Origin of the sequence: Pseudonocardia sp. NPDC049154, from assembly GCF_040648315.1 — a bacterium.
GTDB lineage: Bacteria > Actinomycetota > Actinomycetes > Mycobacteriales > Pseudonocardiaceae > Pseudonocardia.
Genome location: NZ_JBEZDN010000018.1, coordinates 1 through 13,218 on the forward strand (window position 1 = coordinate 1; position 13,218 = coordinate 13,218).

9 protein-coding genes and 3 pseudogenes are annotated in these 13,218 nt (G+C 67.5%); 6 read left to right on the forward strand and 6 right to left on the reverse strand.

Going from position 1 to position 13,218, the window contains the following annotated elements; translation table 11 throughout:
• Positions 1-110 (forward strand): annotated as a pseudogene (locus AB0B41_RS12200) (integrase core domain-containing protein); the annotation flags it as partial.
• Between the two features lie 21 nt (positions 111-131).
• On the opposite strand, the gene AB0B41_RS12205 reads toward AB0B41_RS12200, so the two are convergent.
• On the reverse strand, positions 132-1,379 hold the full coding sequence (locus AB0B41_RS12205; RefSeq protein ID WP_358202001.1) for an IS110 family transposase: 1,248 nt from the start codon (positions 1,377-1,379) through the stop codon (positions 132-134).
• A gap of 887 nt (positions 1,380-2,266) precedes the next feature.
• Here AB0B41_RS12205 and AB0B41_RS12210 point away from each other — a divergent pair.
• The 3 genes from AB0B41_RS12210 (at position 2,267) to AB0B41_RS12220 (ending at position 6,308) form a co-directional block, all read left to right on the forward strand.
• Positions 2,267-3,718, forward strand: coding sequence for a tyrosine-type recombinase/integrase (locus AB0B41_RS12210; protein ID WP_358202003.1), 1,452 nt, complete (start codon positions 2,267-2,269; stop codon positions 3,716-3,718).
• Between the two features lie 356 nt (positions 3,719-4,074).
• Positions 4,075-4,884, forward strand: a complete 810-nt coding sequence (locus AB0B41_RS12215) for an N-acyl homoserine lactonase family protein (RefSeq protein ID WP_358202006.1) — start codon at positions 4,075-4,077, stop codon at positions 4,882-4,884.
• A 26-nt stretch (positions 4,885-4,910) separates the two neighbouring features.
• Complete coding sequence (locus tag AB0B41_RS12220) at positions 4,911-6,308, forward strand: LLM class flavin-dependent oxidoreductase (RefSeq protein ID WP_358202008.1); 1,398 nt, start codon at positions 4,911-4,913, stop codon at positions 6,306-6,308.
• Positions 6,309-6,704: 396 nt separating this feature from the next.
• Here the strand turns inward: AB0B41_RS12220 and AB0B41_RS12225 are convergent.
• The 3 genes and pseudogenes from AB0B41_RS12225 to AB0B41_RS12235 all read right to left on the reverse strand — a co-directional run bounded on the left by AB0B41_RS12225 (position 6,705) and on the right by AB0B41_RS12235 (position 8,225).
• A pseudogene (locus tag AB0B41_RS12225) lies at positions 6,705-7,309 on the reverse strand (putative sulfate exporter family transporter).
• A 28-nt stretch (positions 7,310-7,337) separates the two neighbouring features.
• Positions 7,338-7,697: pseudogene (locus tag AB0B41_RS12230) on the reverse strand (putative sulfate exporter family transporter); the annotation flags it as partial.
• Positions 7,698-7,775: 78 nt separating this feature from the next.
• Positions 7,776-8,225 (reverse strand): flavin reductase family protein, encoded by a 450-nt coding sequence (locus AB0B41_RS12235; RefSeq protein WP_358202011.1) that lies wholly within the window; start codon positions 8,223-8,225, stop codon positions 7,776-7,778.
• Between the two features lie 398 nt (positions 8,226-8,623).
• Between AB0B41_RS12235 and AB0B41_RS12240 the strand changes: the two genes are divergently transcribed.
• Entirely contained in the window at positions 8,624-9,040 is a 417-nt protein-coding gene (locus AB0B41_RS12240; protein ID WP_358202013.1) for an ester cyclase, read from the forward strand.
• 223 nt (positions 9,041-9,263) lie between these two features.
• The gene (locus AB0B41_RS12245) at positions 9,264-10,211 is read left to right on the forward strand and encodes an alpha/beta hydrolase (protein WP_358202016.1); all 948 of its coding nucleotides are present in this window, start codon (positions 9,264-9,266) and stop codon (positions 10,209-10,211) included.
• 263 nt (positions 10,212-10,474) lie between these two features.
• Here the strand turns inward: AB0B41_RS12245 and AB0B41_RS12250 are convergent, their stop codons facing one another.
• Both AB0B41_RS12250 and AB0B41_RS12255 read right to left on the reverse strand, forming a co-directional pair.
• The gene (locus tag AB0B41_RS12250; RefSeq protein ID WP_358202018.1) at positions 10,475-11,443 is read right to left on the reverse strand and encodes an alpha/beta hydrolase; all 969 of its coding nucleotides are present in this window, start codon (positions 11,441-11,443) and stop codon (positions 10,475-10,477) included.
• 32 nt (positions 11,444-11,475) lie between these two features.
• The gene (locus tag AB0B41_RS12255; protein ID WP_358202020.1) at positions 11,476-13,068 is read right to left on the reverse strand and encodes an NAD(P)/FAD-dependent oxidoreductase; all 1,593 of its coding nucleotides are present in this window, start codon (positions 13,066-13,068) and stop codon (positions 11,476-11,478) included.
• Positions 13,069-13,218: the final 150 nt, after the last annotated feature.

The window sequence follows — 13,218 nt, forward strand, 5'->3', positions numbered from 1 at the left end:
ACAATTCCTTGGTGGAGTCGTTCTGGGGCACCATGCAACTCGAACTCCTCGACTCGAAAATCTGGAAGACTCGCGCCGAACTTGCCACCGCGATCCTCGAATGGATAGAGACATCTCACCAACCCAAGCTGTCAAGCAGCTGGTGCGTCCGGCGAGGGGAGCTGGGCCCGGAAGGCTTCGTCGGGTTGGTAGAGCTCGCCGGTGATCAGACAGTGGTGGAGCTTGCCGAGCATGCTGTTGAACATCTTCCGCAGCGCGGTGACGTGGCGGTCCCCAGCAGCACGGCGGGCGCGGTAGCGGGCTTCCCACTGTGGGTCGTGACGCACCGCGGCCAGCGCCCAGACGTAGCCGACCGCGGCCATCCGGTTGTTCTTCGCGCGGCGCGCGTGCACGAAGGTCGAGCGGCCTGACGCTCGGGTGACCGGGGCGGCACCGGCGAATGCCTTGAGGGCTCGCCCGTCGGCGAAGCGGGTGTGGTCGTCGCCGATCTCGGCGAGCAGCCGGGCGCCGAGTGCGACACCGAGCCCCGGAACGCTGCTGACGATCCTGCCGTCGGGGTGAGCCAGGAACGCCGCGTCGATCAGGGTCTCGAGCTCGGTGAGGGCCTGGCAGATCGCGTCGAGCTGGCGGACCAGGCCGCGCAGTGCCACGCCCATGGCCTGCTCGACTGCCTCGGGCTGGTGCATCTGCTCGGTGTGGAAGTAGTCGTGCAGCCGGGTGGCCTCGGCGTCGATACCTCGCTTGCGGCCGGCCTTGCGCAGCAGAACGGCCAGCTGTCGCTCGGTCAGCGCCGCCGCCTCACCCGGCGTGGACGCCGTGGCGAGGATGGTGCGGCAGCTCGGCGACTCCAGACGGTGTTTCCCGCCGCGCTCGAACGCGGCGACCGCCGCGGGGAAGTAGGCCTTGAGCAGGGCACGGATCCGGTTGGTGATGGTGATCTTGTCCCATACCGCGTCCTGTTGGGCGCGGCAGAGCACCTGCAGCGCGCGGACCTGTTCGCTGTCGTTAGGCAGCGGGCGGTGCGCGTCGCGGTCGGTGCGCAGGATGTTGGCCAGCACCATGGCGTCGAAGGCGTCGGACTTGCCGCGCGAGGAACGGTAACGGTCTCGGTAGCGCGACACGGCCAGCGGATTGATCGCGAACACCGTCCGGCCGGCGGCAAGTAGACCGGCCACCAGCAGGCCGCGGCTGGTCTCGATCGCCACCTCCAGCCGGTGCTCTTCGTCGGCGTCGTGTTCGGCGAGGATCTCCGACAGTCGGGCCAGACCTGCGGCGTCGTTGCCGATGCGCTCGGCGCAGATCACCGCGCCGTGCTCGTCGACGACGGCGACGTCGTGGTGGTCTTGCGCCCAGTCGATCCCACAGCTCACCGCTGCCATGCACAGTCCTCTCGTCCCGGTCGGCTGCGGGGCACCGGCGCCCTAATGGACAGTGCTCTGGGCACGACATCTCACGAGCCGTCCCGCCCCGCGGATCGGCAGGCGCCCCAGCTCGCATGAAGACTCGGAGTCTGTCGATGACAACGGGCTCGACCCTGACGATCACGAACAGGGCCATCCTCGCCTGCGCGGTGCCGCCGCCGAGCGCCGTGCTCCTCTCGATCACCCGGGTCGGGCCCGGCGGCTTCTACAGGCATCCGGACCGGCAGCGACACCGCCAGCGAGGGGCGCCGCTCTCGATCACCAGGCTCGAAGGCCGTCGGCTGGTATAGGCGTCCGCTCGGTTGCCATTAGTGCTGGTACAACCCGCTGCGGCGCCATTCCAGCATCGGAATGCTGTCCCCCGTGGACTACGAAGCAGCCCACACCCCGCCTGACCACGATCACTGACCCCACACCGTCAGTGTCCGGCGCAGGGGGCCAAGCTCAAAGCGGGATCTTGGTCCGTTTCGCCCGAGCAACACTCCCACGCACGAGGCGCCGGTGTCGCGCCCTCGATTCATCGAATCTGACGCACGATCCGTCCCCCTACACTGCGGGCGCAGAGGAGCCGCAACGGCACGGGTCTGCCCAGACTCGCTCCACTACCGCTGACCGTGTGTTGCCTTCGGCACACGGTGCCCACCCAACTTGTCCGCGCGTGTGCGGGTGCGCCGCTCAGTCCACGTTCGTGACCGTGAAGTTCCGCATCGTGACCAGGGCCGTGGCGCAGAGCGTCTCTGTCCTACCTGAAGGCCGACCCGGAGTCGGTCACCTTCGACGGCAGCGACTTCTACGCGCCCGACGGGGCCACGGCGTCCTGGCGCGAGATCGCGCACCGCGGCTGGATGGGCTGGGGCCGCGACCCCGAAGGGCCGATCGCGCTCGTCCTGGGCCACGTCGGGCACGTCCTCGGACAACGGGAGCTCGGTGTCACGATCCATCGACGCGAAGCCGCGCTCGATGCCGCAAGGACGCGCTATCGGAATGGGGTAGGCCGAATCGGGCTCCAGCTCGGCACATATCTCTCCGAGTGGATCGCAGGCAGGACCGACCTTGCGGATACGTCCCGCCGAAGTTACGCCGGCCACATCCGAAACCATCTCGCGCCACGGCTCGGACACATCAAGCTCGACGATCTACGAGTCGCACACGTAGCCGAGGCCTTCGCTGAAATCCCCGTGAGCGATTCGACTCGACAACGCGTCCGCGCCACCTTGCGAGCAGCTCTCAACGACGCAATGCGCGAGAGCCTGATCCCCACCAATCCCGCCGCGTTGGTTCGACTCCCGAGCGGGAAGCGCCCGAAGGCACTCATCTGGACCGAGGAGCGCGTCTCCCGCTGGTCTGCTGCGTGCGCCGCGCTCGCTGCCTGCGACCTTGAAGATCCTGACCGAGAACGGCTCGAGGAAGCGTGCCAACCGCCCTCGCCGGTGATGGTCTGGACACCAACACAGCTCGGCGCGTTCCTCGACCGTGCCCACCACGACCGCCTCTACGCCCTCTGGCACGTCGTCGCTCACCGCGGCCTCCGCCGCGGTGAGGCGTGCGGCGTCGCCTGGGAGGACGTAGACCTGTCGACAGGCCTCATGGCGATCCGACGGCAGCTGGTCCAGAACGGGTGGGAAGTCATCGAGAGCAAGCCGAAGTCGGAGGCCGGCAACAGATTCATCGCCCTCGATGCCGGCACGGTGGCCACGCTGCAGGCGCACAAAGAGCAGCAAGACCGAGAGCGGGCCGTCTGGGGCGAGGCCTATCAGGAGTCCGGCCGCGTCTTCACCAAGGAGAACGGCGAGGCCCTACACCCAGCCTCGGTCACGACGCGCTTCCACCACCTCGCCGAGGAGATCGGCCTGCCGCCCGTGCGGCTACACGACCTGCGTCACGGCGCTGCCTCGCTGATGCTCGCGGCGGGAGTGCCGATGAAGGTCGTCCAAGAGACCCTCGGACACAGCTCGGTAACGCTCACCGCCGACACCTACACCTCGGTCTGCCACGACGTGGCAGCGAGCGCGGCCGAGGCGGTCGCCGCGTTGATTCCACGAGCCCGAGCCGGATCCGTCACGCACAGACCACGCACACACTCGCCCGAAGACGATCACCCCGAGGTACGATCTCCCCAGGTAGAAGGGGGTGGGCCCCGTGAGGATCGAACTCACAACCCGCGGATTAAAAAAGAGCGAGGCGTGGCGGCCACTTACCTGGATCCTGCAGGTCAGTGCAGCGTCGTTGCTGTCCTCGCTGCATTGGTTGGAATATCTACAGGAGCTTTCGCAGTCATCGCCGCAGTCAGCCGATGATCTTCGTCTTCTCGGAGCGACCGGCGGCAGGTGTTGCGGAGCGCCGCGTAGCCGTCGCCGAAGTTGAACACGCCGCTTAGAGCACCCCGTCGGGTCAAACACCCTTGCGGCCGCCGGCAGGCGGCTCCTCCGGCTGTCCTGGCTTGGAAGCGGGACCGACCTTGTCACCCGTTCGGCGCTATCGGCAACATCCACACTGGCGGAGGCAGTGCTGGCTCGATCAGCAGACGGTGCCCCGCGCACTCCGACTGCAGTCGATTCCTCATGAACCCAAGCACGTGTCAAGTCGGGTACCTATGATGCTGCTCACAGCTGCGTGAGGCCGGATGGACAGCGCGCCGACATCGGGAGGAGCCATGAGCGTCACGCTTCGCGGCGTCAACCTGGGGCACATGGGACTCGACAAGTCCCTGCTGGTCAATAAGGCGGAACATGTCGGGGCGACCTATCAGTGCCCGGCCATCGCCTACATCCTGGAGACTCCGCAGGGACGGGTTCTGTGGGAGACCGGTCTGTCCGCGCGGTGCTCGGAGGAGTGGCTCGCCGAGTGGCAGGAGGTGGTGGATCTCGGCGCGGTCACGCCTGAGGCGTGCCTGGAGCTGCGGCTCAAGCAGCTGGGCCTGGGACCGGATGACTTCCGCTTCGTCGTTCAGGGGCACCTGCACACCGACCACGCCGGGGGCCTGCGTCTCTTCGAGGACGCCGGCGCCGAGATCGTCGTGCACGAGGACGAGTATGCCCACGTCATGAGCCTGGACATGGACAAGGACTTCTTTGCCCGCGTGGACTGGGCCTTTCTCGGCAAAAAGAAGCCGACCCTGATCTCGGGAGGCTCGACAGAGCTCGCCGACGGGGTGCGCCTGGTTCACCTGCCGGGCCACACCCCGGGCCAGATGGCCATGGAGGTGAACTTGGAGACCACCGGCACGGTGCTGCTGACCTCCGATGCGCTCTACCACCACGAGAACTACGTCGAGCCCACCGGCGAACCCCAGATCTACTGGGACATCGAGAAATGGCGCACCTCGCTGGCCTCGCTCGGCCAGATGGCACGCGAGAACGACGCCTGGCTGTTCCCCGGGCACGACGAAACAGGAATTCAACACTTCAACGGCCGCAAGGAGCTGAAGACGATCCGGTTCGACGAGGGCTACACCTACGCCTAGCGGCGCCGACGGATAAGGAGAATCCGGTGATCGAGATCGGGGTATTCCACAACGGGGCATCCGACTTGCCCGCGAAGGAGGTGCCGTGGAACGGCACGGGCGTGGTCGTCAACGACGGCGACCTACCCGCCACGCACGAGTCGGCCCAGCGCACCATCGTCAACCAGGTCCGGCAGGGCGTCCTCGCCGATCAGCTGGGTTTCGACTACTGGTTCCAGACCGAGCACCACTTCCAGCCCGAAGGCGCCGAGCTCAGCCCCAATCCCCTGCTCGGGGAGGCCGCGATTGCCGCGCGGACCAAGAGGATCAGGCTGGCCCAGGCAGCCAACATCATCACCTGGTGGCACCCGATCCGGATCGCCGAACAAGCCGCCATGCTCGATGTGATCAGCGGCGGACGACTCGAATTCGGCATCGGCCGCGGCTACCAGCCGCGCGAGAACGAAACGTTCGGCTGGCCCTATGGCTCCACCATCCAGGACCAGGAACGCAACCGCGCCTACTACGAGGAAGCCTACGAGATCATCATCAAGGCCTGGACCCAGGACTCGTTCTCCCATCACGGCGAGTTCATGTCACTCCCGCCGTCGTACACGAAGTGGAACCACAAGCAGACCCTGGCCTACTTCAGCCAGAAAGGCGTCGGTCGCGAGCTCGACGAGGTGCTCAAGGTCGGCGGGCCGGACATGTACTCCGGGGGGAACCCGGTGCAGGCGACCACCACCAAGCTGCTGGAGTTCTCCGTGTATCCGCAGCCGTTGCAGAAGCCGTACCCACAGATGTGGGAGCCGTTGACCAGTCCCCGATCTGTGAAGTGGGCGGCCGAGCGCGGCATCAACGGCTACTTCATCGTCGAACCCAACTCCCGACTCCGCAAGAACATCGACCTCTATTACGAGGCCGCCGAGGCAGCCGGGTGGCCCGATCGCCAGAATCGTGGTCAGTTCAAGCGCGGATGGGACGCGGATAAGCATCGCGGAGTGGTGACTTGTCGATACATCCACGTTGCCGAGAAGGGCCTCGGGGACCTGGACCGAGCCGCGCGGGCCATGGAGCTGCAATGGGACTACTACGGCCCGTTCGGCTTCGCCGCCGTGCTGGCCGAGGCCGACGAGCCGTTCTACGACCTGAACATGAAGGTCACCGCCGACCTGCTCCGCGAGAAGAAGGTCGCAATCCATGGGTCGAAGCAATACGTGATCGACTCGATCATGGAGGTCAAGGAGCAGTGCGGCTACGACGACTTCATGTTCAACGCCTGGTTCGAGCTCGGCGGCTTCCATGGCGACGAGATCGAGGCCCAGATGAGCTACTTCGCCGAGGAGATCATGCCGGTGCTGCGCCGGGAGTGCGGCGGCTCGCCTGAACTCCCCACAAGCACTGTCAACCTCGACGTCGCACCGAAGGCGGCAGCGCAGGCCTGACCACTGGTCAACCCCAGGGTCCCGGCCAGGAGGTCGTGGCGAGCGCGCGCTGAGCTGCGGTGAACGCGGATGGTCGTACCACGGCGGGCACGGAACCGACAGTGATCGTGAGCCCTACGTCTCGATCATGACGGGACGCCCGTGCCCGCTCGGTCAATTCGTCGATCATGCCAGCCGCCCGGCGCGGGTGGCGAGTACTTGCCGATGCCCTGCCCGTCACCACTTGGCCAAGCTCCGGATGAGGGCGGACGGGCGTGTCGGCCGACGTTCCCTATGACATCCGTAAGCGGTGGCAGCGGCCATTCTGGCTCAAAGCATGAGGACCTGTTCGGCGATCCCAACGGATTTGCCGAGCTACGGCTTCTGGGTCGCCGACACAGCGCCGAACTGACTCGGTCACAGCAGGCCGAACGCGGCTTGCATCCCAAGTCCGGTGGCCGCGACCGCGGCCCAGAGCAGGCCGCCGAAGAGTAGCGGGCGGGCTCCCGCCGCGCGCATGTCAGAGAATCGCAGGCTCAGCCCGATTCCGGCCAGAGCCGTGGTGAGGAGGAACGTGCCGAGCAGCGATAGGGGTTCGTGCCAACCCGGGGGAATCACGCCGAGGCTCTGGATCGCGGCGGTGCCGAGGAACCCCAACAGGAACAACGGGACTACCCGCCTCCAGGGAATGCTGCGCAGCCTTCGTCCTTCGGTCCGTGGTCGGGCCTTGATGGCACCGAGCGCGATCACGACTGGTATCAGCGTGAGGGTGCGGGTGAGCTTTACGACGATGCCGTGTTGTCCTGCCTCGTTGCCGTAGGCGACTGACGCGGCAACCACGGACGAGGTGTCGTTGATCGCGGTCCCGGCCCAGAGGCCGAAGGCTTGTTGATCGAGCCCGAACATATATGGCCGAGGGGAGGGAAGAGCAGGACGGCGACGACATTGAAGGTGAAGATGACACCTACGGAGTAGGCGACGTCGGCGCGCTTCGGTTGGATGACTGCCGAGGTGGCGGCGATTGCCGAGCATGACGGGTAGCGAGCTCAATCCGACGTGGGCGACTTGGGCCAGTGAGAGTCCGGTGCCGTAAACGACGATGGACAACTGGAGGACGGGGGCGGAGGCGACGGCCAGGCCCGGGTCGAGCCGAGTGCCCGGTTTCACGAGCGCGCCAACAGCGGCCCCGAGGACGATCGCGACGACTGGTCCTCCGACAACGGGAAGCACCCGGCCGACGAGCGTGGCCACGCCGGCCACGGCCATGGCCAGCAGCAGCCCCGGGCCGAACCGGCGCAACCTCGAGAGGGCCCGCCTGGCTAGGACGGCGGGCACCCCGTGGGCGCTGGGACCGCGCCGCGGTCGGGGATACGGGATGGGGCCGTCCGCTGTCGCGGCGGGCACGATCATCGGGACTCCAGAACACGAGCGGCGGTGGCGCCGCGAGCGGTAGGGCGTGGCACGGGTGATCTCCGCCCGATGGAACGGTCAGGCCGGCAGGAGCCCGGAGTGGGTGCCGAAGGTCCGCCGGCTGTAGACCAGCGGCCGCAATCCTGCCGTGTCGACGGCGGTGACCAGGCAGAACAACACCACATGATCTCCGCCATCGACGAAGTCCAGTACCTCACCGACGATCCACCCGGCGTTCCCGTCGAGCCTGGGCAGACCCTCGGCGAGGGCCCACGCCGTGCCGGCGAACTTGTCGTCGCCCTTGCTGGCAAAGCGCATGGCCAGGGCGTCATGGTCCTGGGCGAGCAGGTTGATCCCGATGCGACGGCTGTCGTGCACTGCCGCCAACAGTCGCGAGCCACGGTCGAGGGCCACGCAGACCATCGGCGGGTCCAAGGACAGCGAGCAGAACGCGGTCACAGTCGTCCCATGTGCGCCAGCTTCAGTAGCCGTGGTCACCACGGTGACCTGCGCACACACCTCGCCCATGATCGACCTGAACCGTTCCCCGGACAGCCGCGGGGACGCTCGCCGAGGCCCGGCCCACCCCTCAGGCCAGCGCCCTGGCGGGGCGAGTCTCCGGTCCCGCTGCTGCGGAGGCCCTTAGCTCGGCTGGGGCCGGCCCAGCTCGGCTGGGTGCGCTCCTGCCTCCGGCGCGCGCGGCCGGCCGACCCGACTACCCGGCCCACCGCCAGGCCGAAGGCAGGTCGTAGCTCCGGGCGAGAGCGCCCCGAGGCCGTGCTCGACGCGCTGCGACGGGAGGCCGAAATAGGCACTCGACGTGGCAGAGCAGGGTGACGGCCGGCTGGATGCACTGAGCGCTCTTCCCTTGACACGTAGCCAGCCCGGGTGCATACACGGCGCACGCCGATCTGAGGAGGTCCACCGTGACCGACGAGACGACTGCCCTCGCCGAGCGGTTCATCGAAGCGGCGTGGAACCGCGCTGACTTCGCGACCGTCGATGAGCTCGCGGACCCGGAGTTCGAGGTCTACTACCCACTGATGCCGACACCTATCAAGGGGGCGGCGGACTTCAACGAGTTCCTGGCCGAGTTCCGGACCGGGATGCCGGATGGTCACTTTGCGTTGCAGCACCTGGCTACCCAGGGTGACACCGCGGTCTTCCGCTGGGACGCCACAGGGACGCACAAGGGCGAGCTGCTCGGGATCCCGCCCACGGGCCGTGAGGTGCGGTGGACCGGCATCAGCGTCGTACAGGTGGCTAACGGAAAAGTCGTCAAGGAGTGGGGCGAGGAGGACGGGTTGACGGCGCTCCGTCAACTCGGCGTCATCCCGGCCTGATCCGCTCGCGCCCAAGCGCCCCGCTGGCTCCCTGACCTACACCGGCGCGAACCTCGCTACCAGCGGGCTCAAGGGCGGGTCGTGTCCCGCGAGTACGCCGCCGAGTTCGGTGCAGGCATCCATGGCGCGGATCGAAGTGCTGCCCGGGGCTGGCCACTTCCCACAGCTGGAACGCTCGACACCGCTGGATCGATGATCACCGATTTGCCCTTGAGAGGACGTCATGACGGACAGGGTGTTGGATCCACAGGTCAAGGCGCTGCTGGATCAGATGGCCGAAGCCGGGCAGCCTCCGTTCGAGCACATGAGTGTGCCGCAGGCGCGCGAGGCCGCGTGGGCGTTCGCTGACCTGCAGGGCCCGCCGCCCGATGTCGCGGAAGTCCAGCACCGCTTCATCCCCGGGCCGACCGCCGATCTTCCGGCCCGGATCTACCGGCCCGCCGGCGACCGGCCCCGGCCCGCCATCGTGTACTTCCACGGCAGCGGCTGGGTCATCCTCAACATCGAGATCTGCGATCCGAGCATGCGCGCGCTCGCCAACGACACCGACTGCATCGTCGTCGCCGTGAACTACCAGAAGGCTCCGGAGCACAAGTTCCCGGTGCCGTTCAACGACGCCTGGGCAGCGACCTGCTGGGTGGCCGAGCACGCCGAGGAGCTCGGGATCGACCCCGCCCGGATCGCCGTCGGCGGGGACAGTGCGGGCGGGAACCTCGCGGCCGCAGTGGCGCTCAAGGCCCGTGACGAGGGCGGTCCACCGCTGGCGTACCAGCTGCTCATCTACCCCGCCACCGAGCATGATGTCGACAAGCCCTCAGCCATTCAGAACGCCGAGGGCTACATGCTGCAGCGGGAGTCCATGCGCTGGTTCTGGGGCCACTACCTGGACGGCGCGACCGACGAGCCCGACTGGCGGGCCTCGCCGCTGCGCGCGGAGACCCTCGCGGACTTGCCGCCCGCACTCGTCGTCACCGCCGAATTCGACCCCCTTCGCGACGACGGGCGCCTCTATGCCGACCGACTCCGAGCGGACGGAGTGAAGGTCACTTACAGCGAGTACCAGGGCATGATCCACGGCTTCTATTGGATGCAGGGTGTCCTCGACCGATCGCGCGACCTGCACGCGGAGATTGCGCGCGAGGTGAGGGCGGCACTGCACTCCGCCGACTGACGGGAGGCGAGCAAGCCGATCTGGGCCGGCACGCAGAGACCGGTCGGAGCGTCGCCGCTAGGAGCCCACGCTGGCGGTGCGAGTGAGCAGATGGCATACGGTCGGACCGAAGTCGGCCTGAAGGGGCATGAGCCGGAGTGTCCGCAGGTAGTCGACAACTAAAGGTCGGCCCGCCCCTGCTCGCACGGGGACGTCTTCGGTGCTGCCACAGGGACCCCTCACGGCCGGCCGGCCGTGATCGTCATCTCTGAGCAAGCGGAGACTTACTGTTGCAGCCAGACCCGTGGTTGCCAGCCCAACCGCAACGCCCGGCGTAGCTCGTGCGCCCCGTCCTCGATCGACTGGCGGCCGTTGTCCATGACCCCGGCCAGGTTCGCGGCGAACGCGTGGATCTGGCCCTGGTAGCGGTGGACGGTCGCCGGCACACCCGCCTCCTGCAGCCGGGCGGCGTAGGCCTCGCCCTCGTCACGCAGCACATCGAACTCGGCAGTGATGACGTGCGCCGGGGGAAGCCCCGACAGGTCGGCAGCCCGCAACGGCGAGGCCCGCCAGTCCTCGGCCTGGTCCTCGCTGGGCAGGTAGTGCCGGTGGAACCACTTCATCAGGTCGATGGTGAGGAAGTAGTCCTCCCCGTTCGCCGCATAGGACGCCGTGTCGTAGCGGACGTCGGTCCCGGGATAGATCAACAGCTGGTATGCGAGGGATGGGTAGCCTTGGTCGCGCGCCATCAGCGCGACCACGGCCGCGAGGGTGCCCCCGGCGCTGTCGCCCGCAACCGCGATGCGCTCCACGTCCCCGTTGAGCAGTGCGGCGTTGTCCGCGACCCACCTCGTCGCGACGTAGCAGTCCTCGACCGCGGCCGGGAACGGGTGCTCGGGCGCGAGCCTATAGTCGACAGAGACGACGACGGCATGTGCCCGGTTCGCGATGACCGTGCACGGGCCGTGCACGACCTCCAGGCTGCCCAGGACCCAGCCCCCGCCGTGGAAGTAGACGACGATCGGGAACAGGCCATGGCCGTCCGGGGTGTAGACGCGGACCGGGATGTCCCCGGCCGGACCGGGAATGGTCTTGTCCACGATGTCGGCGACCGGCTCGGGCTTGAGCCCGCAGTCGGCGACCACGGCCTCGTAGGTCGCCCGCGCCTGGTCCACGGGCATCTCATTGAGTGGTGGCAGTCCGGAGTCGGCGAGCCCCTTGAGCCAGGTCTCGGCCTGGGCGTCCAGCACCATGATCTTCCTCGTCTCGGGTCGTGGGAGGGTGCTCAGCTCGCGTGCAGCTCGAAGCCGTCGTAGCGCTCAGCCGCCTCATCGCAGAGCTGGCGGTAGGCGGGAAAACCGCCGCACCACGACAGCAGCATGCGCGGCTTGCCCTCGATGTTCGTGCCGGTCCACCAGGACTCGGTCTCAGGAATGAGGGTGGCGTTCGCTGTGTCCTGGTGGAGCTGAACGAACGCGTCCTCGGCGTCCTGGCGGGGCTCGATGAAGTCGTAGCCGTGCTCGCGCATGTGCTGCAGGCAGGCGGCCAGCCACTCGCCCTGCTGCTCGATCAGCGTCGGGGCATTCGTGAGGATCGCCGGGTTGAAGGGCCCGCAGTAGAGCATGAACATGTTCGGGAACCCGTGAACCATCAGAGCCAGATAGTCCCGCGGGCCGTCGGCCCACTTCTCCCTCAAGCCCAGGCCTCCCCGGCCCTGGATGTCCAGGTCGAGCATCGAGCCGGTGAAGGCGTCGAAGCCGGTGGCCAAGATGATCACATCCACCTCGTACTCCGCGTCGGCGGTCCGGATGCCGGTGGACGTGATCTCGGCGATGGGCGAGTTCTTCATGTTGACCAGGCTGATGTTGCCCCGGTTGAAGGCGGAGTAGTAGCCGTGCTCGAGGGGCGGCCGCTTGGTGCAGAACGGGTCGGTCGGGGTCAGCTGTTCGGCCACCTGCGGGTCGCGAACCAGCGTACTGATCTTGGACCGGAGGAAGTCCATGAACTTGTCGTTGGTGTCGCGGCTGGCCAGGACGTCGGCGAAGGTGGAGAAGGCCAGTGGGAACCCGCCCTTGCGCCAGCCCTCCTCGAAGATCTGCTGGCGCTCGTTGTCGGTGAAGTCTGTGCCCATGCCCTTGAAGTCCGCGTAGGGGAACCCGCCGAAGTTGTCCCTGGCCCTGGCCCAGATCTCCTTGTGGTGGGCGTGGATCTCCGACCAGTCCTCGGCGTCGAGGCGGTGGTTGCGCGCCGGCAGGCTGTGGTACGGGTTCCGGGTGAAGGCGTAGATGTGCTCCGCCTGTTGGGCGACGACCGGGACCACCTGGACTGCGGTCGCACCGTTGCCGATGACAGCAACGCGTTTGCCTTGGACGTTCACGCCCTCGTGCGGGGTCTGCGCGGTGTGGAACCACTGTCCTTCGAAGCGGTCCAGCCCGGGGAACTTCGGGATGTTGGGTTTGGACAGCAGCCCCACCGCCGGGATGAAATAGCGGGCGGAGACGGTCTCGCCGCCGTCGGTGGTGATGTCCCAGCGGTTGCGCGCCTCGTCGTAGCGCGCTGCGGTCACCCGCGTCTGGAACGTGATGTTCCCGCGCAGGTCCTGCTTCTCCGAGACCCACTGCAGGTAGCGCAGGATCTCCGGCTGCGCGGGGTAGCGCTCGGTCCACTCCCACTCGGCCAGCATCTTCTCGTCGAACCGGTCGGAGAAGCAGTAGACGTGGCTGTCGGAGTCGCTGCGCGCCCCGGGGTAGCGGTTCCAGTACCAGGTCCCGCCGACGTCGTCCCCGGCTTCGAACGCTCGGGTCGAGAGTCCCAGATCGCGCAGCCGGCGGAGCATGTACAGCCCCGAGAAGCCGGCTCCCACAACGACCGCGTCCACCTCGGTCCTCGGATCCGTCCTCGTCTCGCTGACCTGTGCCTGCGTCATCGCAGTCCTCACCACCCGCGGTCGCCTAAGCAGCATGTGCCGTGCGCCGCAGCCTGCCGCTGGTGTCGAGGAGTGGGGCCACCCGATGCGGGTGGTCAGCGC

Excerpts from the sequence above, each read along its gene's own strand:
- AB0B41_RS12250 (WP_358202018.1), bottom strand. The coding sequence starts at position 11,443 with ATGGTGCTGGACGCCCAGGCCGAGACCTGGCTCAAGGGGCTCGCCGAC.
- AB0B41_RS12245 (WP_358202016.1), top strand. The coding sequence starts at position 9,264 with ATGACGGACAGGGTGTTGGATCCACAGGTCAAGGCGCTGCTGGATCAG.
- AB0B41_RS12235 (WP_358202011.1), bottom strand. The coding sequence starts at position 8,225 with ATGGGCGAGGTGTGTGCGCAGGTCACCGTGGTGACCACGGCTACTGAA.
- AB0B41_RS12205 (WP_358202001.1), bottom strand. The coding sequence starts at position 1,379 with ATGGCAGCGGTGAGCTGTGGGATCGACTGGGCGCAAGACCACCACGAC.
- AB0B41_RS12215 (WP_358202006.1), top strand. The coding sequence starts at position 4,075 with ATGAGCGTCACGCTTCGCGGCGTCAACCTGGGGCACATGGGACTCGAC.
- AB0B41_RS12210 (WP_358202003.1), top strand. The coding sequence starts at position 2,267 with ATGGGCTGGGGCCGCGACCCCGAAGGGCCGATCGCGCTCGTCCTGGGC.